The organism is Isoptericola nanjingensis (genome assembly GCF_050311635.1).
In the GTDB taxonomy this organism is placed as follows: Bacteria; Actinomycetota; Actinomycetes; order Actinomycetales; family Cellulomonadaceae; genus Isoptericola; species Isoptericola nanjingensis.
The window spans coordinates 534,623-555,728 of record NZ_JBNOZL010000003.1 but is presented as its reverse complement, the minus strand read 5'-3'; the positions used below and the strand labels follow the sequence as shown (position 1 = coordinate 555,728).

General features: G+C 73.6%; 15 protein-coding genes. 8 read left to right on the top strand and 7 right to left on the bottom strand.

Annotation, left to right across the window (positions count from 1 at the left end; genetic code table 11):
• Window positions 1-14 precede the first annotated feature (14 nt).
• From ACQP6G_RS08100 to ACQP6G_RS08085, 4 genes are all read left to right on the top strand, one after another.
• Window positions 15-2,141 (top strand): DNA gyrase/topoisomerase IV subunit B, encoded by a 2,127-nt coding sequence (locus tag ACQP6G_RS08100; protein ID WP_429763758.1) that lies wholly within the window; start codon window positions 15-17, stop codon window positions 2,139-2,141.
• A 70-nt stretch (window positions 2,142-2,211) separates the two neighbouring features.
• Complete coding sequence (locus ACQP6G_RS08095; RefSeq protein ID WP_429763757.1) at window positions 2,212-2,631, top strand: DUF4430 domain-containing protein; 420 nt, start codon at window positions 2,212-2,214, stop codon at window positions 2,629-2,631.
• Window positions 2,628-3,242 carry a DUF6580 family putative transport protein gene (locus ACQP6G_RS08090; RefSeq protein ID WP_429763756.1) on the top strand — a complete coding sequence of 205 codons (615 nt, stop codon included), beginning with the start codon at window positions 2,628-2,630 and terminating at the stop codon, window positions 3,240-3,242. Before ACQP6G_RS08095 ends, ACQP6G_RS08090 begins: the two co-directional genes overlap by 4 nt.
• A 67-nt stretch (window positions 3,243-3,309) precedes the next feature.
• Window positions 3,310-3,657, top strand: coding sequence for a DUF2200 domain-containing protein (locus ACQP6G_RS08085; protein WP_429763755.1), 348 nt, complete (start codon window positions 3,310-3,312; stop codon window positions 3,655-3,657).
• On the opposite strand, the gene ACQP6G_RS08080 is transcribed toward ACQP6G_RS08085, so the two are convergent.
• The 5 genes from ACQP6G_RS08080 to ACQP6G_RS08060 all read right to left on the bottom strand — a co-directional run bounded on the left by ACQP6G_RS08080 (window position 3,651) and on the right by ACQP6G_RS08060 (window position 12,307).
• A complete protein-coding gene (locus ACQP6G_RS08080) occupies window positions 3,651-4,640 on the bottom strand; it encodes a sugar phosphate isomerase/epimerase family protein (protein WP_429763754.1) in 990 nt (329 codons plus the stop codon). The genes ACQP6G_RS08085 and ACQP6G_RS08080 overlap by 7 nt on opposite strands.
• An 86-nt stretch (window positions 4,641-4,726) precedes the next feature.
• Entirely contained in the window at window positions 4,727-6,859 is a 2,133-nt protein-coding gene (locus tag ACQP6G_RS08075) for a PQQ-dependent sugar dehydrogenase (RefSeq protein ID WP_429763752.1), read from the bottom strand.
• Between the two features lie 169 nt (window positions 6,860-7,028).
• The gene (locus ACQP6G_RS08070; protein ID WP_429763751.1) at window positions 7,029-7,688 is read right to left on the bottom strand and encodes a GNAT family N-acetyltransferase; all 660 of its coding nucleotides are present in this window, start codon (window positions 7,686-7,688) and stop codon (window positions 7,029-7,031) included.
• A 61-nt stretch (window positions 7,689-7,749) separates the two neighbouring features.
• Window positions 7,750-11,325 (bottom strand): methionine synthase, encoded by a 3,576-nt coding sequence (gene metH / locus ACQP6G_RS08065; protein WP_429763750.1) that lies wholly within the window; start codon window positions 11,323-11,325, stop codon window positions 7,750-7,752.
• An 88-nt stretch (window positions 11,326-11,413) separates the two neighbouring features.
• The gene (locus ACQP6G_RS08060; protein ID WP_429763749.1) at window positions 11,414-12,307 is read right to left on the bottom strand and encodes an SMP-30/gluconolactonase/LRE family protein; all 894 of its coding nucleotides are present in this window, start codon (window positions 12,305-12,307) and stop codon (window positions 11,414-11,416) included.
• Between the two features lie 150 nt (window positions 12,308-12,457).
• Here ACQP6G_RS08060 and ACQP6G_RS08055 point away from each other — a divergent pair, with 150 nt between their 5' ends.
• Both ACQP6G_RS08055 and ACQP6G_RS08050 read left to right on the top strand, forming a co-directional pair.
• Window positions 12,458-13,573, top strand: coding sequence for a GNAT family N-acetyltransferase (locus ACQP6G_RS08055; protein ID WP_429763748.1), 1,116 nt, complete (start codon window positions 12,458-12,460; stop codon window positions 13,571-13,573).
• 85 nt (window positions 13,574-13,658) lie between these two features.
• Window positions 13,659-14,408, top strand: a complete 750-nt coding sequence (locus ACQP6G_RS08050) for a lysoplasmalogenase (RefSeq protein WP_429763747.1) — start codon at window positions 13,659-13,661, stop codon at window positions 14,406-14,408.
• On the opposite strand, the gene ACQP6G_RS08045 is transcribed toward ACQP6G_RS08050, so the two are convergent.
• The gene (locus ACQP6G_RS08045) at window positions 14,321-14,791 is read right to left on the bottom strand and encodes a GNAT family N-acetyltransferase (protein WP_429763745.1); all 471 of its coding nucleotides are present in this window, start codon (window positions 14,789-14,791) and stop codon (window positions 14,321-14,323) included. The two genes, ACQP6G_RS08050 and ACQP6G_RS08045, sit on opposite strands and share 88 nt — an antisense overlap.
• Window positions 14,792-14,841: 50 nt before the next feature.
• On the opposite strand from ACQP6G_RS08045, the gene ACQP6G_RS08040 reads away from it, so the two are divergent.
• A complete protein-coding gene (locus tag ACQP6G_RS08040; protein ID WP_429763744.1) occupies window positions 14,842-15,549 on the top strand; it encodes an alpha/beta fold hydrolase in 708 nt (235 codons plus the stop codon).
• A gap of 9 nt (window positions 15,550-15,558) precedes the next feature.
• Here the strand turns inward: ACQP6G_RS08040 and ACQP6G_RS08035 are convergent, their stop codons facing one another.
• Complete coding sequence (locus ACQP6G_RS08035) at window positions 15,559-18,042, bottom strand: DNA gyrase/topoisomerase IV subunit A (protein ID WP_429763743.1); 2,484 nt, start codon at window positions 18,040-18,042, stop codon at window positions 15,559-15,561.
• Window positions 18,043-18,235: 193 nt separating this feature from the next.
• Between ACQP6G_RS08035 and ACQP6G_RS08030 the strand changes: the two genes are divergently transcribed.
• Entirely contained in the window at window positions 18,236-21,088 is a 2,853-nt protein-coding gene (locus ACQP6G_RS08030) for a GNAT family N-acetyltransferase (RefSeq protein WP_429763742.1), read from the top strand.
• Window positions 21,089-21,106: the final 18 nt, after the last annotated feature.

The following is a 21,106-nucleotide window of genomic DNA, read 5'->3' as shown; positions in this document are numbered from 1 at the left end:
CTACCCTCGTTCCCGTGACTGCCACCTCCGAGTCCGGGTACACCGCGCGCCACCTCACCGTCCTCGAGGGCCTCGAGGCCGTGCGCAAGCGCCCCGGCATGTACATCGGGTCGACGGACTCGCGCGGCCTCATGCACTGCCTGTGGGAGATCATCGACAACTCCGTCGACGAGGCCCTCGGCGGGCACGCGACGAACATCCGCGTGGTGCTGCACGCCGACTCGTCGGTCACGGTCGAGGACGACGGCCGCGGCATCCCGGTCGACGTCGAGCCGAAGACCGGCCTGACCGGCGTCGAGGTCGTCTTCACGAAGCTGCACGCCGGCGGCAAGTTCGGCGGCGGTTCGTACACGGCGTCGGGCGGACTGCACGGCGTGGGCGCCTCCGTGGTCAACGCGCTCTCGGCGCGCCTCGACGTCGAGGTCGACCTCGGTGGCAAGACCCACCGGATGACGTTCCACCGCGGCGAGCCGGGCGTCTTCTCCGACCCGGTCTCCGGGCCGTCCCCGGAGTCGCCGTTCGAGCCGTTCGTGTCGGGGTCCGAGCTGGCGATCGTCGGGAAGACCAAGCGGGGCGTCACCGGTACCCGGGTGCGCTACTGGGCGGACCGCCAGGTGTTCCCGAAGACGGCGGTGTTCAGCTACGACGAGCTGGTCACGCGCGCCCGCCAGACGACGTTCCTGGTCCCCGGGCTGAAGCTCACGCTGCGCGACGAGCGCGGTCTGCCGGGCACGCCGGGGGAGTCCGGCCCGCACGAGGAGGTCTTCCAGCACGACGGCGGCGCGATCGACTTCGTCGAGTTCCTCGCGCCCGACGCCCCGGTGACGTCGACGTGGCAGCTCAAGGGCAGCGGCCACTTCACCGAGACGGTGCCGGTGCTGGACTCACGCGGTCACATGTCGCCGCAGGAGGTTCAGCGCGACTGCGAGGTGGACGTGGCCTTGCGGTGGGGTGGCGGGTACGACACCGAGGTCCGCACCTTCGTCAACATCATCGCGACGCCCAAGGGCGGCTCCCACCTGTCCGGGTTCGAGCAGGGCCTGCTCAAGACCGTCCGCAAGCAGATCGAGGCGAACGCGCGTCGTCTGAAGGTCTCCACGAAGGACGCGGCCGAACGGATCGAGAAGGACGACGTCCTCGCCGGCCTCACCGCTGTCGTCACGGTCCGGCTCGCGGAGCCGCAGTTCGAGGGCCAGACCAAGGAGGTGCTCGGCACCGCTCCCGTGCGGGCGATCGTCTCCCGCGTCGTCGAGAAGGAGCTGGGCGCCCTCCTCACGTCGTCCAAGCGCGACGAGAAGGCGCAGTCCGCCCTGCTTCTCGAGAAGGTCGTCGCCGAGATGCGTGCGCGCGTCACGGCCCGCAAGCAGAAGGAGATCTCCCGGCGGAAGAATGCCCTCGAGGCGTCGTCGCTGCCGGCGAAGCTCGCGGACTGCCGCAGTGACGACGTGAACCGCAGCGAGCTCTTCATCGTCGAGGGCGACAGCGCCCTCGGCACGGCCAAGCTGGCCCGCTCGAGCGACTTCCAGGCGCTGCTGCCGATCCGCGGCAAGATCCTCAACGTCCAGAAGGCGTCGATCAGCGACATGCTCCGCAACGCGGAGTGCGCGGCCATCATCCAGGTGCTCGGCGCCGGTTCCGGCCGGTCCTTCGACCTGGACGCCGCCCGCTACGGGAAGATCGTGCTGATGACGGACGCCGACGTCGACGGCGCGCACATCCGCACCCTGCTGCTCACGCTCTTCTACCGGTACATGCGGCCGATGCTCGAGGCGGGCCGCGTGTTCGCCGCCGTCCCGCCGCTGCACCGGGTGGAGGTGCTGGGCAGCGGCCGGCGCAAGAACGAGTACCTGTACACGTACTCGGAGGCGGAGCTCACCGCGACGCTCAAGAAGCTCGACCGGGCCGGGCGCCGGTACAAGGAGGACATCCAGCGCTACAAGGGCCTGGGGGAGATGGACGCCGACCAGCTCGCCGAGACCACCATGGACCCGCGCCACCGCACGCTGCGCCGGGTCACGGTGGAGGGCGCGGAGGCGGCGGAGCGCGTGTTCGAGCTGCTCATGGGCAGCGACGTCGCGCCCCGCAAGGAGTTCATCGTCGCCGGGGCGAGCACCCTCGACCAGTCCCGCATCGACGCCTGACCCGTCCGGGCCGTCGTCCGCATGGCGGCCCGAGCGGCGGGTGCGCTCCGGTGATGGGTACCCTCTGGCCGTGAAGACCGCACCGCGCCGGACGGCGCCTCGACTGCTCGTGCTCCTGCCCGCTCTGGCCCTGACCGCGGGGCTCGTCGCCGGGTGCTCGGAGGGCGGCTCGTCGGACGGCGCCTCGCCCACCGCGTCCGCGTCGGTGGAGGCCTCCGAGCAGGTGGCCGAGAACGTGGGCAAGTTCTCCTACGAGGGCGTGGACGGCAAGACCGCTCTCGAGCTGCTGCAGGAGAAGGATCCGGACGCCCAGGTGCAGGGCAAGGGCGAGAACGCGTACGTCACCGCGATCCGCGGGCGCGAGGCCGACCCGGAGACGGAGTTCTGGGGCCTGTACGTCGACGACGAGCTGGCCCAGGTCGGGGCGGGCTCGCTCGAGACGAAGGACGGCCAGACGATCACCTGGAAGCTCGAGGAGATCGAGCAGTGAGCGCCGCGACCACTCGCCTGGAGGCTCCGCTCACCGCCCGCGAGCTCGTGCACCGGTGGTGGCGGCCCGCGCTGGCGGTGCTGCTCGTCGCGGGCGCCGTCGTCTGGCGGCTCGTGAAGACGGACCTCGGCGCGCCGCCGAACCTCGAGCTCTCGACCGCCGCGGCCTTCGCCGCCGCCGGGCTGCTGCGCCACCGGCTCGCGATGCTCGCGCCGCTGGTCGTGGTGGCGCTGAGCGACGTGCTGCTCGGCAACTCCTCGGTGCTGGTGTTCACGTGGACCGCGTGGGCCGCGATCGGCGTCGGCGCCTGGTGGGCCGGCCGCACCCGGGGCGCCATGGGTCGCCTCGTCGCCGCGCTGGGCTTCGGCGTCGGCAGCTCGCTGTTCTTCTACCTCTGGACCAACGCGGGCGTGTGGTGGCTCGGCCGCGGGACGTTCTACCCTGCGGGGCTGGACGGCCTGCTGGCCAGCTACGTCGCCGGCCTGCCGTTCCTGCGCCCGATGCTGCTGGGCAACCTCGTGCTCGTGCCGCTCGCTGCCGGTCTCGTCGCGCTCGTGGCGCGGCTCGAGCGAGCGTCGTCGGCTGCTGTCGACGCGCTCCCCGCGCGGTAGCCTCGGCAGGAGCACACCCGACCGTCACGACAGGGGGCGACCGATGCCTGCCGACCGGATCCGCCGGATGACCTTCGCCAGCATCTACCCGCTGTACGTGCGGAAGGTGGAGCGCAAGGACCGCAGCACGGACGACCTCGACCGGGTCCTCACCTGGCTCACGGGCTACGACGACGCCGGCCTCGAGAAGGTCATCGCCGACGAGGTGGACCTGGAGACGTTCTTCGCCGAGGCGCCCGCGATGAACCCGAACGCGTCGCTCATCACCGGGGTGATCTGCGGTGTCCGCGTGGAGGACATCGACGACCCGCTGATGCAGCAGATCCGCTGGATGGACAAGCTCGTCGACGAGGTCGCCAACGGCAAGAAGATGACGTCGATCCTGCGGGGGAGCGTGCCCACCGCCGGTCAGTAGCGGATCCTGCGGAGGTAGTCGTAGCCGACGTCCGCCGTCTGGAGGTACGTCACGTCAGGCGTGTCGTTCTCGACGATGTACTCCTCGACCTCGTGCGCGCGGAAGATGCGCGCGAAGTCGATGAAGCCCGTGCCGAGGTCGGCGTGGCTGGTCTCCTCCGGCCCGTCGTCGTGGCGGTCCTTGACGTGGTACTGCCGCACCCGGAGGGGTGACCTGCGGATGGTGCGGATGGCGAAGTCCTCGGCCTGCCGGTTCGACAGGCCGAGGTTCACCCCGCCGGTCACGACCCAGTACAGGTCGACCTCGAGATGCACGAGGTGTGGATCGAGCTGCGAGGTGAGGACGTCCCACGGGGTGACGCCGCCTCCCAGGTCCGTCGTGAACTCGTGGGCGTGGTTGTGGTAGCCGTACCGCAGGCCGTACAGCCGTGCGAGGGCCGCCTCCTTGTTCATCTGGCGGGCCCATGTCTTCCAGTCCGCCAGCGAGTCGGACGCGAGGAACGGCACCACGACATAGCGCTGACCGAGCGTCGTCGCGTTCTGGAACTTCTCGTGCAGCGCCGCGCGGGACTCGGAGATGCCGTCGTGCGACGACGAGGCACGGATGCCGAGGTCGTCGTAGAACTCGCGCAGCTCGCGGGCCGTCCGGCCGAAGTACCCGAGCGCCTGCTCGACGCGGGGGTACCCCGTCTCGGCGATGGCGCCGAGCGTCTCGTCGTAGAGACCGCCACCGAGCCCGTCCCGCACGGTCCAGAGCTGGATGCTGATCCTCCCCCGTGGGACGCGCCGCCCCCAGCGCGGGCCGTGGCCCGCCCGGGGCCTGGCGGAGGCGGAACCGGTGGCGGCGGTACCGGCCAGCGCCACCCCGGCGGCGCCGGTGAGGCTCCCCCGAAGCAGGGTGCGGCGGCTGACGCCGGACGGGTGGGAACCTCTGGTCTCGAGCGAACGCCGCAGCGCGTCGTGGCCGTCAAATCCATAACACATGTCGACTCCTCGTCGTCGAGGCAGATCGTGCAGGGCATCACGGAGGGTGGGGGCGCCCGGCACGGGCCGGGCACCCCCGGTGCTGGTCACTCGGCGGGCACGAGCACCACCTCGGCGCTGCCGGTGAGGCCGGGCAGCCCGTCGACGCCAGGGTCGGTGTACTCGGCCACGAACACCCCGCGAAGGGTGTCGTTCTCCGGGTCGTGGCCGGACGGCACCGAGGTGACGATCGACCCGGTGCATCCGGACGCGGTCGTCTGCGGGTGGCCGTGGTCGTCGTGGCCGACGACGTACGTCACCTGGACCCGGGCACAGTCGACCGGCTGGTCGTCCGTGACCTCGACCTCGAAGTCCACCGTGTCGCCGAACGAGAACGACTGGCCCGCGACCGGGGCCACGAAGCTCACCTGCGGTGACTCGTTGCCGACCACGACGTCCACGTCGGCGGAGGCGTGCCGGCCGCGGTCGCGTCCCCCGACGTCCATGACGGTCAGGGTGGCGCGGTAGACGCCGGGCTCGTCGTACGTGTGGGTGGCGTCGGGACCGCGCGCGTCGACGTCACCGTCGCCGTCGAAGTCCCAGGCGTAGCGGAGCCGGTCGCCGTCGGGGTCGGCCGTCCCCGCGCTGGTGAACTGCACCGTCAACGGCGGGAGGCCCGCCGTGACGTCGGCTCCGACGACCGGGACCGGACTGTGGTTCCCGCGGCGGCCGATGTGGTCGTACCGGGCGAGCTGCGCGTCCGGGTTCTCGGCGAAGTACCCGTCGCCGTACTCGAGGACGTAGAGCGCCCCGTTCGGGCCGAACTCCATGTCCATCGGGTTGTCGAACACGAACGACGGCAGCACCGGCTCGATGTCCGCCAGGGTGCCCCGCCGGTCGAGGTGCATGGCCTTGACGTAGTCGCGCGTCCACTCGTAGAACAGCGGGATCCCGTCGTAGTGCTCCGGCCACGCGACTGCCCGCGGCCGCAGGGTGTCCCTGCGGTCGAACTGGTACACCGGGCCGGCCATCGGCCCGATGCCGTCGTCCGGTCCCGCCGTGAGCTCCGGGAACTCGGGTGAGACGCCGTACGAGTACCAGACGTCGGGCTGCGCGACGGGTGGGAGCACGGTTCGACCGGTGTTGTACGGGGAGTCGTTGACCAGGTTCGCGCAGTCGAACGGCTCCCCGGAATCACCGGTCGCGAAGTCGTGGTCGACGTACGGCAGCTCCGGCGTCGCGCAGAACGGCCAGCCGTAGTTCGCGGGTCTGTCGACGATCGTCCACTTGCCGTGTCCCGCCGGCCCACGTGCCGGGTCGGCCTCGCCGGCGTCGGGAGAGTAGTCCCCGACGTAGACCGCGTCGGTCTCGGGGTCGACCTCGATGCGGAACGGGTTGCGCAGTCCCATCGCGTAGATCTCCGGGCGGGTGTCCGGGGTGCCGGGCCGGAACAGGTTGCCCCTCGGGACGGTGTAGCCGCCGCCGCGCTCCGGCGTGATCCGTAGCAGCTTGCCGCGCAGGTCGTCGGTGTTGGCCGACGTGCGGCGCGCGTCGAACGCGGGGTTGGTCCCGGGGGAGTCGTCGATCGGGGTGTACCCGTCCGAGAAGAACGGGTTGGTGTCGTCTCCCGTGGAGAGGATGAGGTTGCCGTCGGAGTCGAACACGATGTCGCCGCCGACGTGGCAGCAGATGCCGCGGTCGACCGGCACGTCGATGACCTGCTGCTCCGAGCCGAGGTCGATCTCGCCGTCCCGGTACTGGAACCGCGACAGGCGGATGAGTCCCTCGAACGGCGCGAAGTCCTGCGGCGTCCCGGTCAGGGGCGCGTCGCCCTCGTTGACGTCCGGGGTCGCGGGGTCGTCGATCGGGGTGTCCAGCGGCGGCGAGTAGTACATGTAGATCCAGTGGTTGTCCTCGAAGTCCGGGTCGAGGGCGATGCTCTGCAGTCCTTCCTCGTCGTGCTGGTAGACGTCCAGCTGGGCGATCTGGTGGTTGACGCCCGAGCGGGCCTCGTTGAGCCAGACGGCGCCCGCCCGGGTGACGTGCAGGACGTCGTTGTTCGGCAGGACCGCGAGGTCCATCGGCTCGCCGGGCCGGTCGTTGAGCGTGACCTTCTGGAACGTGGTGTCCCGAGGTGGGTCGTCGCTCGAGGTGGCCGCCTCGCCGGTGGCCACGAACGTTGCTGTCAGCAGTGCTGCTGTCACGCCTGTCGCGACGTTGCGACCTGTCGTGCTGCGCACGGCGCCTTCTCCTTGTCTGGCGACGACCCACCGTGGGGCCCGGTGCTCATCACTGTGGTCGAGTCAGCAAGACAGCAGCATCATGTCGCGCGCGGGCAACGGTCGCGACCCGGGCGGTGCGGTCCCAGCGGACGACGTGTCGTCGGCTCGACCGCGGCGGCCGGCGGGGTCAGCGGCGCGGCAGGCGCATCCCCATGGTCAGGCCCCAGGGGTGGTGCTCCAGCGTGCGGAAGCCCAGGTGCTCGTAGAAGCCGATGGCGCGCACGTTGCGCCCGCCGACACCGAGGTGGATGCCTGGTGCGCCGGTGGCGGCGACGGCGTCGAGCGTCGCCTCGAGCACGCGGCGGCCGCGGCCTCCGCCCTGCGCCTCGGGCAGCAGGTCCACGTGCAGGTGCGCGGGGAACTCGGCGAGCCACGGGGTCTCGGTCCGGGACGGCGAGTGGATCGTGCGCAGCAGCCGCGCGTCCGGAGACTCGTCGTCCTCGGCGGGGGCGTCGTAGCGGACGCGCAGCGCCGGCCACCAGCGCTCCTCGCAGCGGCGCTCGAAGTCGGTGGTGCTCGCGGTGGCCACGCAGTAGCCGACGGCGGCACCGTCCTCTCGGCGCAGGACACGCGCGAGCTCGGGCTCGAGCTCGAGGTACGCGCCCAGGTAGACGTGGCCGAGGAGATCGCCGTCGGCGTACAGGCCGGTGGCGTCCTCGCCCGAGTCGCCCGTGCGCAGGCAGACGTCGTAGAGGCCAGCGCGGTCGGTGGGCCGGTAGGAGTCCACCGTGATCGCCGGACGGGTCCCCGCGGGCATGACGTCGTGACCGGTCTGCGGCGTGATCATGACCGTATCCTCCCCGGTCGCGCGCCTGACGTCGAACCTCGCGCGCCCCGACAGGCCGACGTCAGACGCTGAAGTACTTCGCCTCGGGGTGGTGGAAGACGAACGCGTCGGTGGACTGCTCGGGGTGCAGCTGCAGCTCGTCGGACAGGGTCACGCCCACGCGCTCGGGGCGCAGCAGCTCGACGACCTTGTGGCGGTCCTCCATCTCCGGGCACGCGGGGTAGCCGAGGGAGAACCGCGCGCCGCGGTACTGCAGCTTGAACAGGCCCTCGACGTCGGTGGGCTCCTCGCCGGCGAAGCCGAGCTCGTCGCGCACGCGGGAGTGCCAGAACTCGGCCAGCGCCTCGGTGAGCTGCACGGACAGGCCGTGCAGCTCCATGTACTCGCGGTAGGCGTTCGCCTCGAAGAGCTTCGCGGTGTGCCCCGAGACGGCGTCGCCGACGGTCACGAGCTGCACGGGCAGCACGTCGAACCGCCCGGACTCCTCGGCGAACGAGCGCGGGCGGACGAAGTCCGCCAGGCACAGGTGCCGGTCGCGGCGCTGCCGCGGGAACCGGAACCTCAGGCGCTCGGTACCCGGCTCGCCGCCGGAACCGCCGTCCGGTCCTTCGTGGTGCGCCACCACGACGTCGTCTCCCTCGGACCACACGGGGAAGTACCCGTACACGACGGTGGGATCCATGATCTGGTCGGTGCGGACCCGATCGAGCCAGGCGGCCAGCCGTGGCCGGCCCTCGGTCTCGACGAGCTCCTCGTACGACGCCCCGTCGTCCCCGCGGCCAGGCTTGAGCCCCCACTGGCCCATGAACGTGGCGCGCTCGTCGAGGAACGCGGCGTAGTCGGCGAGCTGGATGCCCTTGACGATGCGGGTGCCCCAGAACGGCGGCTCCGGCACCGGGTTGTCGGCGGCGACGTCGGAGCGCGCGGGCAGGTCCTCCGGCGCGGTCTCCGTCACGGTCACGACGCCGTGCCGGCGCTTGCGCAGCGCGGGCAGTCCCACCGACTCCGGGTCGGCGCCACGCGCGATGGCGACGAGCGGCTCCATGAGCCGCAGGCCCTCGAAGGCGTCCTTCGCGTACCGCACGGTGCCGGGGAACGCGGAGGCGAGGTCGTCCTCGACGTACGTCCGGGTCAGGGCGGCGCCGCCGAGCAGCACCGGCCAGCGCTTCTCCATGCCGCGGGAGACCAGCTCCTGGAGGTTCTCCTTCATCACGACCGTCGACTTCACGAGCAGCCCGGACATGCCGATGACGTCGGCGTCGTGCTCCTCGGCGGCCTCGATCATGGCGCTCACCGGCTGCTTGATGCCGATGTTCACCACCGTGTAGCCGTTGTTGGTGAGGATGATGTCGACGAGGTTCTTGCCGATGTCGTGCACGTCGCCGCGCACGGTGGCGAGCACCACGGTGCCCTTGGACCGGCCCTCGCCGCCCTCGACCTTCTCCATGTGCGGCTCGAGCAGCGCCACCGCGGTCTTCATGACCTCGGCGGACTGCAGCACGAAGGGCAGCTGCATCTGGCCGGAGCCGAACAGCTCGCCCACGACCTTCATGCCACCCAGGAGGTGGGTGTTGACGATGTCGAGGGCCTTCATGCCGGCGGCCAGCGCCTCGTCGACGTCCCCCTCGAGACCCTTGCGCGCGCCGTCGACGATGCGGCGCTCCAGGCGCTCGCCGACGGGCAGCGCGGCGAGCTCGGCGGCGCGCTGGTCGCGCAGGGCGGTGGCGTCGACGCCGGAGAACAGCTCGAGGAGGTGCGCGAGCGGGTCGTGGACGAGGTTGCCCTCGTCGTCGTACCGCCGGCGGTCCCACACCAGGTCCTCCGCGGCCTCCCACTGCTCGTCGGGGATCGCGTTGCGGGGCAGGATCTTCGCCGCGTGCACGATGGCGGAGTCCAGGCCCGCCTGCGTCGCCTCGTGCAGGAACACCGAGTTCAGCACGGTGCGGGCGGCCGGGTTGAGGCCGAACGACACGTTCGAGACGCCGAGCGTGGTGTGCACGCCGGGGTAGCGGGTGGTGATCTCGCGGATCGCCTCGATCGTCTCGATGGCGTCGCGCCGCGTCTCCTCCTGACCTGTCGCGATGGGGAAGGTCAGGGCGTCGACGATGATGTCGTCCACCCGCATGCCCCAGTCGCCCGTGAGCTGCTCGACGAGGCGGGTGGCGATGGCGACCTTGCCGTCCTTGGTGCGCGCCTGCCCCTCCTCGTCGATGGTCAGCGCGACGACGGCCGCGCCGTGCTCCTGCACGAGCGGCATGATCTTGGCGTAGCGCGAGCCGGGGCCGTCGCCGTCCTCGAAGTTCACCGAGTTCACGACGCCGCGGCCGCCGAGCAGCTCGAGCCCCGCCTGCAGCACGGCCGGCTCGGTGGAGTCGATGACCAGCGGCAGCGTGGACGCCGACGCCAGCCGCGAGACGACCTCGCGCACGTCCGCGACGCCGTCGCGCCCCACGTAGTCGACGCAGACGTCGAGCAGGTGGGCGCCGTCGCGCGTCTGCGCGCGAGCGATGTCGACGATGTCGTCCCATCGGCCCTCGAGCATCGCCTCGCGGAACGCCTTGGAGCCGTTGGCGTTGGTGCGCTCGCCGATGGCCAGGTACGACGTGTCCTGCCGCAGGTCCGTGTGCGAGTACAGGGACGCGACGCCGTTCTCGCGCTGCGGGTTCCGGTCGGGCAGCGCGCGGCCGCGCACGGCCTCGACGACCTGGCGCAGATGCTCCGGCGTCGTGCCGCAGCAGCCGCCCACCAGGCCGAGGCCGAACTCCTGCACGAACTGCGTGTGCGCCGCGGCCAGCTCCTCGGGCGTGAGCGGGTACACGGCGCCGTGCGGCCCCAGCTCCGGCAGGCCCGCGTTGGGCATGCAGGTGACCGGGACCTCGCTGTGCCGCGCGAGGTGGCGCAGGTGCTCGCTCATCTGGTCCGGGCCGGTGGCGCAGTTCAGCCCGATCGCGTCGACGCCGATCGCCTGCAGGGCGGTGAGCGCGGCGCCGATCTCCGACCCCATGAGCATGGTGCCGGTGGTCTCGACCGTCACGGAGACGATGACCGGCGCCGACCGGCCGACCTCCGCGATCGCGTCGTGGCAGCCCGTGACCGCGGCCTTCGCCTGCAGCAGGTCCTGGCTCGTCTCGACGAGCAGCGCGTCCGCGCCGCCGTCGAGCAGGCCGGCCGCCTGCTCGGCGAACGTCGCGCGCAGGTGCGCGTACGTGGTGTGCCCCAGGCTCGGGAGCTTGGTGCCGGGGCCCATCGACCCGAGCACCCAGCGCGGGTGGTCGGCGGTCGCGAAGGCGTCGGCGCGCTCGCGAGCCAGCGCCGCCCCGGCCCGCGCGAGCTCGCGGATCCGGTCGTCGATCCCGTAGTCGGACAGGTTGGACCAGTTGGCGCCGAAGGTGTTCGTCTCGATCGCGTCGACGCCCACCTCGAGGTACTCGTCGTGCACGGCGCGGATGATGTCCGGGCGCGACACGTTGAGGATCTCGTTGCAGCCCTCGTGCCCCTCGTAGTCCTCGAGGGTGGGGTCCGCGGCCTGGATCATCGTGCCCATGGCGCCGTCGGCCACCACGACGCGCGTGCGCAGGGCCTCGCGCAGGGCGGTGGAACGGGCGTCGGCGGCGGCGGGGTCGAGCGTGGTCGTCACCCGTGCAGCGTAACGGCGCGGGGCGGGGCTCGGACGGTGCGTCCACAGCCGCGGGCGGGCCACCGAGCACGCACCCCGGGCGGGCCGCTCAGAGCAGCGGCGCGCCGTTCACGGTGAGTAGGATCGAGTACACCGACGTGGACGCCGTGACGAAGAGACGGTTGCGCTTGCGGCCGCCGAACGCGAGGTTCGAGACCTCCTCGGGCAGGTGGAGCCGCCCGAGGAGGGTGCCGTCGGGCTCGAGCACGTGCAGGGCCTCGCCGGCGGCCACCCAGACGCGGCCCGCCGTGTCGACGCGCACGCCGTCCGGGCCGCCGTCGAGCTCGGCGAACACCTCCCCGCCCGCGAGCCGGCCGCCGTCGACGGCGAAGACCCGCAGGTGCCGGCGGTGCGTGTCCGCGACGTACAGGTGCGTCCCGTCCACCGACAGCGCGAGGCCGTTGGGCCGCTCGAAGTCCGTGGCGACGGCGGTCACGTCGCCCGTGGCGGGGTCGACCCGGTAGACGTGGCAGCCGTCGATCTCCGGGTCCGCGCGCTCGCCCTCGTAGTCGGTCGTGATGCCGTACGGCGGGTCGGTGAACCACACCGCTCCGTCGGCGGACACCACCACGTCGTTCGGGCTGTTGAGCCGCCGTCCGCGCCAGCGGTCCGCGAGGACCGTCGTCGAGCCGTCGTGCTCGGTGCGCTCCACCCGGCGCGCGCCCTGCCGGCACGTCACGACGCGCCCCTGGCGGTCGATCGTGCGGCCGTTCGGGTAGCGGCCCGGTGACTCGAGGACGCTCACCGACCCGTCCGCCTCGTCCCACCGCAGCACGCGGTCGTTGGGGATGTCGCTGAACAGCAGGTACCGGCCGGCGGGCACGTACAGCGGGCCCTCCGTCCAGCGGCCACCCGTCCACAGACGTTCGAGGCGGCCGTCGCCGCGCACGGCGGCGAAGCGCTCGTCGAGGCGTTCGTAGACGGCGGGGACGGTCTCGGTCATCGCGGGCTCCGGCGGTTCGTGGTGCGTGGTCCGCGCAGGTCAGGAGGCTGCGCGGTGGCTGCACCGTGCCACACGCCGTCGCACCGCGACAACCGGCGCCGGCCGCGAAAAGCCGTGCGCGCGACGCCGCGGCCGACCTACCGTGGGCCCATGGCCAGCACCGACCTGCGCGGGTCCCTCGCCGAGCGCGCCGCCGCCCCCGCCGTGCTGCCGGCGCTGACCGCGGGCGGCCTGACCTGGCGGCCCGCGACGACCGACGACGCGCCCGCGCTACTGGACCTGCGGAACACGATCGCCGCCGCGGACCACGAGCCCTACCGCGAGTCCCTCGCGGAGATCGTCGAGCTCCTGGGGACGCCCTGGCGCGACCTCGCGGCCGACACGGTGCTCGGCCTGGACGCCGCGGGCGCGCTGCGCGCCTACGGCGACGTCGAGGCGATGCCCGGCGACACGCGGCGCGTCCGTGCGTTCCTGTGGGGCGGGGTGCACCCGGACCGCCGCGGTGAGGGCATCGGCCGGGAGGTGTTCGCCTGGCAGGAGGCGCGGGCGCGCCAGGTGCTCGCGGCCTCCGGCAAGGACGTGCCGGGACGGCTCGCGGGGTTCCTCGAGGACAACGCGCCCGCCGCGAAGGTGCGCCTGTACGAACGGGCGGGCTTCACGCCGCGGCGCTACTACTCCGACCTCGAGCGGGACCTGCGCGACCTCCGCACCCACCCGCTGCCCGTCGTCGAGCTCGGCGACGGCCTCCGGCTGGTGCCGCTCGACGACGAGCACGACGAGCCGGCCCGCCTGGCCCACAACGACGCGTTCCGCGACCACTGGGGCAGCGAGCCGCAGACGCAGGAGCAGTGGCGCAGCGGCCGGGCGACGTACGCGCCCGAGTGGTCGTTCGTCGTCGTGGACCCCGCACCGGACGTCGAGGCCCTGCTCGCCGACCCCGCCACCGACGCCGAGACTGCGGCCGCGCTGCAGGTCGGCGCTCCGCTCGTGGTCGGCTACCACGTCGGGTCGCGGTACACCGAGGACTTCGCGGCGCGCGGCCACCCGTTCGGCTACACGGACATCCTCGGCGTGCGCCGTGCGTACCGCGGGCGCAAGGTCGCGGTCGCGCTGCTCGCGGCGGGGATGCGGGCGTTCGCGGCCGACGGCATGGCGGTCGCGGCGCTCGACGTCGACACGCAGAACCCGAGCGGGGCGCACGGGCTGTACGCGAGCCTCGGGTACACGAAACGCCACGGGTCGCGGCTGCTGACGATCGAGCTCTGACCGCGCAGCGCCCGCGCGCCGTGCCGCGGCGGAGCCGGGAGGCCGGGTTTCGGCGGGAGGCCCCGGGGGGCCTAGGCTGCCGGGCGTGACCGACGTCGTTCATCACGGGCTGCTCCCGGCGCCGCCCCCGCGGCTCCTGCCCACCGTCACCTCCCGCGCGGCAGCCGTGGCACTCGCGATGCTCACCGTGCTGCACCTCGTGGCCCAGGTGGCCGAGGCCAGCACCTGGGCGCGGGTCACGCAGGTCTGCCTGATGCCGCTGCTCGCCGCGACGCTCTGGTGCGCCGCGCCCGCCCCTCGCTCGCGGCTGGTCCGCCTCGTCGTCGTCGCCCTCGGCCTGTCGTGGCTGGGGGACACGGCGCCCGCGGCGTTCGAGGGCGACGCCGCGTTCCTCGTCATGGTGGGCTTCTTCCTGCTCGCCCAGGTGGCCTACGTCGTCGCGTTCTGGCCGTCCCGGCGAGCGAGCGTCGCGCGCCGACCGGCGCTCCTCGCCCCCTACGCGCTCGCGGCCGTCGCACTCGTCGTGGCGTGCGCCCCCGGCGCGCCCGGCCCGCTGCTGGGCGCCGTGGTCGTGTACGGGGTCTGCCTGGTGGCGATGGCGGTGCTCGCCACGGGCGTGCACCCGCTGGCCGGAGCGGGCGGTGCCGTGTTCCTGGCGTCGGACGCCATGATCGCGCTGGGCGCGTTCACCGGCTGGTTCGACCCGCCCGCCTCCGGCTTCTGGGTGATGCTCACCTACGTCGCGGGTCAGGCGCTGCTGGTCGCCGGCGTGCTCGCGCGCAGCTGCAGCCAGCTGTCGGGCTCGGGGACGGGCGTGAAGCCGGCGCGCTCGTAGATGCGCCGGCCCTGGTCGGACGCGCGGAGCAGGACCCGCTTCAGCCCGAGGGACTCGATGTCGGCCAGCGCCCCCGCGACGACGGCGCGGCCCAGCCCGTGCCCGCGGTGCGCGGGGTCGACGATCACGTCCGCGAGCCAGCCGAACGTCGCGCCGTCCGTGACCAGGCGGGCGTAGGCGGCGAGGTCGCCCGTCGCGGCGAGGACGCCGTAGTTCCGCGACCCCGCCATGGCGGCGCGGTGCCGCTCGCGGGAGCGGCCGACGGCCCAGTACGCGTGCGCGGCGAGCAGCTCGTGCACCCGGTCGGCGTCGATCCGCTCGGGGGCGGTGGTGAAGGCATAACCGTCGGGCAGATGGAGGTCGGTCGGGTCGAGGTCCGGCATGGCGGCAGTGAAGCAGCCGACGTGTCGGAGGTCACGCCTAATCTCGGGACATGGACATCATCCTGGTACCCGGGTTCTGGCTCGACGGATCGGCCTGGGACGACGTCGTCCCGGTGCTCACGGCGGCGGGGCACACGCCCCACGCCGTCACCCTGCCGGGCATGGAGGCGGTCGACGCCGACCGCTCCGGCATCCACCTCGCGGACCACGTGGACGCCGTCGTCGCCGCGATCGACGCCGTCCCGGGCGACGCGCCCGTCGCCCTGGTCGGGCACTCCGCGGGCGGCGGGCTCGTGTATGCGGCCTCCGACCGGCGACCCGGGCGGGTGGCCCGCGTGGTGTACGTCGACTCGGGGCCGTTCGCCGAGGGCCAGGCCGTGAACGCCGAGCTCCCGGCCGGCGTCGTCGACCACGAGCTGCCCGCGTGGGACGCGTTCGAGGAGCAGGACCTCGCCGGGCTCGACGACGACCTGCGCGCGCGGTTCCGGGCGCGCGCGATCCCGCAGCCAGGCGGCACCGTCCGCGAGGGGCACCGGCTCAGCACCGACCTGCAGCGGCTCGACGTCCCGACCACCGTCATCGCCTGCGAGATGCCCGGCGAGGTGCTGCGCGGCCTCATGGCCGAGGGGCACCCGTTCGTAGCCGAGCTTGCGCGGCTGCACGACTACGAGATCGTCGACCTGCCCACAGGGCACTGGCCGATGTTCTCGCGCCCGGCCGACCTGGGCGCGGCGGTCGTCGCCGCCGTCGCGCGCTGAGTCGCGGCGTCAGCCGATCGCCGCGACCGGCGCGGCGAGCGGCTGGCCCGAGCCGTCGCGGCGGTCGGTGCTCTCCGGCAGCTCGGCGGGCTGGCCGGCGCCGCCGACGGCGCGGGCGGGGCCCTCGCCCACCCAGGCCAGGACGAGGCCGTCCTCGCCCTTGAGGAAACGGTGCGCGCGCACCCCGCCCGTGCCGCGCCCCTTGCCGGGGTACAGCTCGTACGGCGTGACCTTGGCCGAGCCCCCGCCCGTGCCGGGCAGCGCGCCCGACGCGCCTGCCACCGTGACGACGGTGTGCAGGTCGCGGGTCGCCGCCCGTGCGACGCCGAAGAAGACGACCTGCTGGCCTGCACCGAGGCGGATGCCCGCCATGCCGGCCGCGGCCCGGCCCTGCGGGCGCACGGCGGAGGCGTCGAAGTGCAGCAGGCTCGCGTCGGAGGCGACGAAGACGAGCTCGTCGTCCTCGCCCACCGGTGCGGCGCCCACCACCCGGTCGCCGTCCTTGAGGGCGATGACGTCCCACTCGTCGCGGTTCGCGGGCACGTCGCCCGCCGCGACGCGCTTGACGACGCCGTTCGCGGTGCCGAGGGCCAGGGTGGGCGCGTCCTCGTCCAGGGAGGCCACGGCCAGCGCCGTCTCGCCGGGCGCGAGCGCGACGAGCTCGCTCACGGGGATCCCGCCCGACAGCGACGGCGGGCCGTCGACCGGGGGCAGCGCGGGCAGGTCGAGCACCGACACCCGCAGCAGGCGGCCGGCGGACGTGACGAGGCCGACGTCGCCGCGGGTGGTCGTCGCGACGTCGCCGCGCATCGCGTCGTGGGCGTGCCGGCGGCCGGCGCGCTCGAGGGGCGCGTCCGCGGCCTCGCCCGACGTGCGGGCCAGGAGTCCGGTGGCGGACAGCAGCGCCCGGGTGGGGGAGTCCGCGATCTCGAGGCTGATGGCCGGGGCCTTGCTGCGACCGTTCGTCGCCGCGGGGGCGGTGGCGCCGCCGGCGGAGTCGAGCAGCACCGTGCGGCGTGGCGTGCCGTAGGTGGAGGCGACCTCACCCATCTCGGCGCTGACGACGGCGCGCAGGCGCGCGTCGTCGGCGAGGATCTCCTGCAGCTCGGCGATCTCGCGCTCCAGCTCCGACTGCTCCTTCTCCAGCTCGATCCGGGAGAACTTGGTCAGGCGGCGCAGCTGCAGGTCGAGGATGTACGTGGCCTGGGGCTCCGACAGGTCGAACACGCCCATGAGGCGCTCGCGGGCGGCCGCGGCGTCGTCGGAGGAGCGGATGACCTGGATGACCTCGTCGATGTCGACGATGGCCAGCAGCAGGCCCTCCACCAGGTGCAGGCGCTCCTGACGCTTGGCGAGCCGGAACGTCGACCGGCGGCGCACCACGTCGATGCGGTGCTCCACCCACACGCGCAGCAGCTCCAGCAGGCCGAGCGTGCGCGGCTGGCCGTCGACGAGGGCCACGTTGTTGATGCCGAACGAGTCCTCGAGCGGCGTGGTGCGGTACAGCTGCTCCAGCACGGCGTCCGGGTCGAAGCCGGTCTTCACCTCGACGACCAGGCGCAGGCCGTGGGTGCGGTCCGTGAGGTCCTGCACGTTCGTGACGCCCTGGATCTTCTTGGCCTTCACGCCGTCGGCGATCTTCTCGATCACCTTCTCCGGGCCGACGCCGTAGGGCAGCTCCGTCACGACGATGCCCTTGCGGCGCGGCGTGACGTTCTCGACGCGGGCCGTCGCGCGGGTGCGGAAGGTGCCGCGCCCCGTGCGGTACGCGTCGCGCACGCCGTCGAGCCCCACGATCTTGCCGCCCGAGGGCAGGTCGGGGCCGGGGACGAAGCGCATGACGTCGTCGAGCGTCGCGTCCGGGTGCGTGATGAGGTGCTGGGCCGCGGCCACGACCTCGACGAGGTTGTGGGGCGCCATGTTCGTCGCCATGCCGACGGCGATCCCGGACGAGCCGTTGACGAGCAGGTTCGGCACGGCGGACGGCAGCACGGACGGCTGCGTGAGCTTGTTGTCGTAGTTCGGGACGAAGTCGACGACGTCCTCGTCGAGCCCGGCGGTCATCGCCATCGACGGCGGGGCGAGCCGGGCCTCGGTGTACCGGGGGGCGGCCGGCCCGTCGTCGAGCGAGCCGAAGTTCCCGTGCCCGTCGACCAGCGGCAGGCGCATCGAGAAGTCCTGCGCGAGGCGCACCAGCGCGTCGTAGATCGCGGTGTCGCCGTGCGGGTGCAGCTTGCCCATGACCTCGCCGACCACGCGCGACGACTTCACGTGCGCGCGGTCGGGCCGCAGGCCCATGTCCGACATCATGTAGAGGATCCGGCGGTGCACCGGCTTCAGGCCGTCGCGGGCGTCGGGCAGCGCGCGCGAGTAGATGACGGAGTACGCGTACTCGAGGAACGACGTCTCCATCTCCGCCGCGACGTCGATGTCGACGATCTTCTCGTCGAACGGCTCGTCGGTGACGGGTGCGCTGGTGCTCTTGCGCGCCATGCGGTGCGGCTCCTGAGTTCGAAGGGTGGCTCGGCGGGACGGACGGTGTCGTGCTCGTGTCGTGCTCGGTGTCGTGCTCGCTGGGGGCGCGGGCGTCCTCCGCGGACGGCACCAGACTCTAGTCGCCGGCGCCCACAGGGCCGCGCAGGCGCGGCGACGAGCCGCCGTCGCAGGCCCCGGATAGCCTGCTCGGGTGGACGTACCCGACACTCCGGACGAGCGGCAGGACGCTCGGCAGCACCCCGAGTACCCGGTCGCGTGGGAGGCCGACGTCGTGCTGCGCGACGGCACCACCATGCACGTGCGCCCGCTGCGTCCCGACGACGCCGACGCGATCCAGCGCTTCCAGGTGGCGCAGTCCGAGCGCTCGGCGTACTTCCGCTTCTTCGCGCCGGTGCGCCGGCTCACGGACCGGGAGCTGAACCGCCTCACGCACCTCGACCAGCGCGACCGGGTGGCCCTGGTCGCCGTGCGCCCCGGCGTCGACGACGACGGCCGCCCGCGCGAGGACGTGCTCGGCGTCGCCCGGTACGACAAGGTCTCGCCCGCGGAGGCGGAGGTGGCCTTCAACATCGCCGACGCGATGCAGGGCAAGGGCCTCGGCTCGGTCCTCCTCGAGCACGTCGCCGCGGCGGCGCGCGAGCGCGGGGTGCGGCGCTTCACCGCGGACGTGCTGCCGCAGAACTCGTCGATGCTCGCCGTCTTCCGCGACGCCGGGTACGCGGTGAGCCAGCACCTCGACGACGGCGTGGTCACGGTCGCGTTCGACCTCGACCCCACGGAGCGCTCCCGCGAGGTGATGGCCGACCGGGAGCACCGCGCCGAGGCGCGCTCGATGCAGGCGCTGCTGTCGGCCCGCCGTGTGCTGCTCGTCGGACCCGGCCCGGTGGGGCCGGCGGGAGCGACGCCGGAGCACCACCTCGCGCAGCGCGTCGTCGACGCCGCCGCGGCCGACCCGGGGGACACCCGGCTCACCGTGCTCGGCGCCCCCGGGCCGGTCCCGGACGCCCCGGGGCTCGCGGTCGCGGCGTCGTGGGACGACGCGCTGGGGGTCGAGGGCGGCGCGAACGGCGCTGCGGACGGCGGCGCTGCGGACGGCGGCGCTGCGGACGGCGGCGCTGCGGACGACGACGCCGACGAGGGCGTCGACCTCGCCCTGCTGTCGGTGCCGCCGGACGACGCCGTCGACGCGGTGCGGCGCCTGGCCGGGCGCGGCGTGCGCGGCGTCGTCGTGCTGGCCGCCGGGTACGCGGAGACGGGGCCGGACGGCCTGGCCCGGCAGCGCGAGCTGGTGCGCGCCGCGCACGCGGGCGGGATGCGGGTGGTCGGCCCCGCGTCGTTCGGCCTGCTCACCACGACGCCGGGCGCACGGCTGCACGCGAGCCTCGCGGAGCGGTCGCCGCGCGCCGGCGTGGTCGGGATGTTCTGCCAGTCGGCGCCCGCCGCCGTGACGCTCACGCGGACGCTCGAGCGGCGCGGCCTCGGCGTCTCGGCCCTGCTGTCCGCGGGCCACCGCGCCGACGTGTCGGGCAACGACCTCATGCAGTACTGGCAGGACGACGCGCGCACCGCCGTCGTCTGCCTCTACCTCGAGTCCATCGGCAACCCCCGCAAGTTCTCCCGGATCGCGCGCCGCCTGGCCGGGGTCAAGCCCGTCGTCGTGGTGGTGGCGGGCCGGTCGGGGCAGGTCGTGCCCCCGGGGCACGCCGTGCGCGCGACGCGGGCGCCGCGCCGCCTGCTCGACGAGATGCTGCGGCAGTCCGGCGTCATCCGCGCCGAGAACACCCACCAGCTCATGGACGTCGCGCAGGTGCTCGCGCACCAGCCGCTGCCGACCGGCGGCCGGGTGGGCATCCTCGCGTCGTCCGCCGCGCTGGCCGCCCTCGTCGCCGAGGCCGCGGCCGCCGCGGGCCTCGTCGTCGCGGCGTCGTCCGACTTCCTGCCGCCGGACGCCACCGACGAGCAGATCGCCCACGTGACCGACGCCCTGTACGCGCCGGGGGCGTGCGACGTCGTCGTCGCCGTCGACGTGCCCGTCGTCGTGCCGCGCACCGGAGCCGTGGCCCGGGCCGTCGCCGAGGCCGCCGCGCGGACCGGGCGCACCACGGTCGCGTCGATGCTCGGCCTCAGCGGCCTGCCCGACGAGCTCGCGGCGACGGGCCCGGACGGCACGCCCGTGCGGATCCCCGCGTTCTCCACGCCGGAGGACGCGGTGACGGCGCTCGGCAAGGTCGTGACGTACGCGCGCTGGCGCACGGAGGACCGCGGCACCCACGTGCGGCCCGAGGGGATGGACGCGCGGCGCGCGCGCCGGCTCGTCGAGGGCTGGCTCGCCGACGCCGAGGGCGGCGACGGGCGGGTGCTCACCCAGGACGAGACAGCCGAGCTGCTCGACTGCTACGGCGTCCGGCTGTGGCGCTCGCGGACCGTGCGCACGGCGGACGAGGCCGTCGCGGCGGCGGACGCGCTCGGCTGGCCGGTCGCCCTCAAGACCGCGTCGACGGCGCTGCGCCACCGCACCGACCTGGGCGGGGTGCGCCTGGACATCGCGGACGCCGCCGAGCTGCGTGCCGACGTCGAGCGCATGCGACAGGTGGCGCTGGAGGTCCTGGGGGAGGACGAGCCCGCCATGGAGGTGCAGGCGATGGCTCCCGTCGGGGTGCCGTGCGTCATCCGCTCCGGCGAGGACCCGCTGTTCGGCCCGAAGGTGTCCTTCGGCCTCGCGGGCGACGCGACCGACCTCCTCGACGACGTGGCCTACGGCATCCCGCCCCTGACCGACGTCGACGTGGCCGCCATGGTGCGCACCGTGCGCGCGGCGCCGCGGCTGTTCGGGTACGGCGGCGCGCCGGAGGCCGACATCGACGCGCTCGAGGACGTGCTCGCGCGCGTGTCCGTGCTGGCCGACGACCTCCCCGAGCTCGCGTCGCTGGAGCTGTACCCGGTCGTCGTCGGCTCGGTCGGCGTGAGCGTGCTGCACGCCGTCGTCCGGCTGCGGTCGGGGGCCCAGCGGGCCGACGCTCCCCGGCGCGCGCTGCCCGGCTGATCCCCGGCTGGTGCCCGG

Excerpts from the sequence above, each read along its gene's own strand:
- ACQP6G_RS08045 (WP_429763745.1), bottom strand. The coding sequence starts at position 14,791 with ATGCCGGACCTCGACCCGACCGACCTCCATCTGCCCGACGGTTATGCC.
- ACQP6G_RS08060 (WP_429763749.1), bottom strand. The coding sequence starts at position 12,307 with ATGACCGAGACCGTCCCCGCCGTCTACGAACGCCTCGACGAGCGCTTC.
- ACQP6G_RS08080 (WP_429763754.1), bottom strand. The coding sequence starts at position 4,640 with ATGTGTTATGGATTTGACGGCCACGACGCGCTGCGGCGTTCGCTCGAG.
- ACQP6G_RS08055 (WP_429763748.1), top strand. The coding sequence starts at position 12,458 with ATGGCCAGCACCGACCTGCGCGGGTCCCTCGCCGAGCGCGCCGCCGCC.
- ACQP6G_RS08035 (WP_429763743.1), bottom strand. The coding sequence starts at position 18,042 with ATGGCGCGCAAGAGCACCAGCGCACCCGTCACCGACGAGCCGTTCGAC.
- ACQP6G_RS08040 (WP_429763744.1), top strand. The coding sequence starts at position 14,842 with ATGGACATCATCCTGGTACCCGGGTTCTGGCTCGACGGATCGGCCTGG.
- ACQP6G_RS08070 (WP_429763751.1), bottom strand. The coding sequence starts at position 7,688 with ATGATCACGCCGCAGACCGGTCACGACGTCATGCCCGCGGGGACCCGT.
- ACQP6G_RS08085 (WP_429763755.1), top strand. The coding sequence starts at position 3,310 with ATGACCTTCGCCAGCATCTACCCGCTGTACGTGCGGAAGGTGGAGCGC.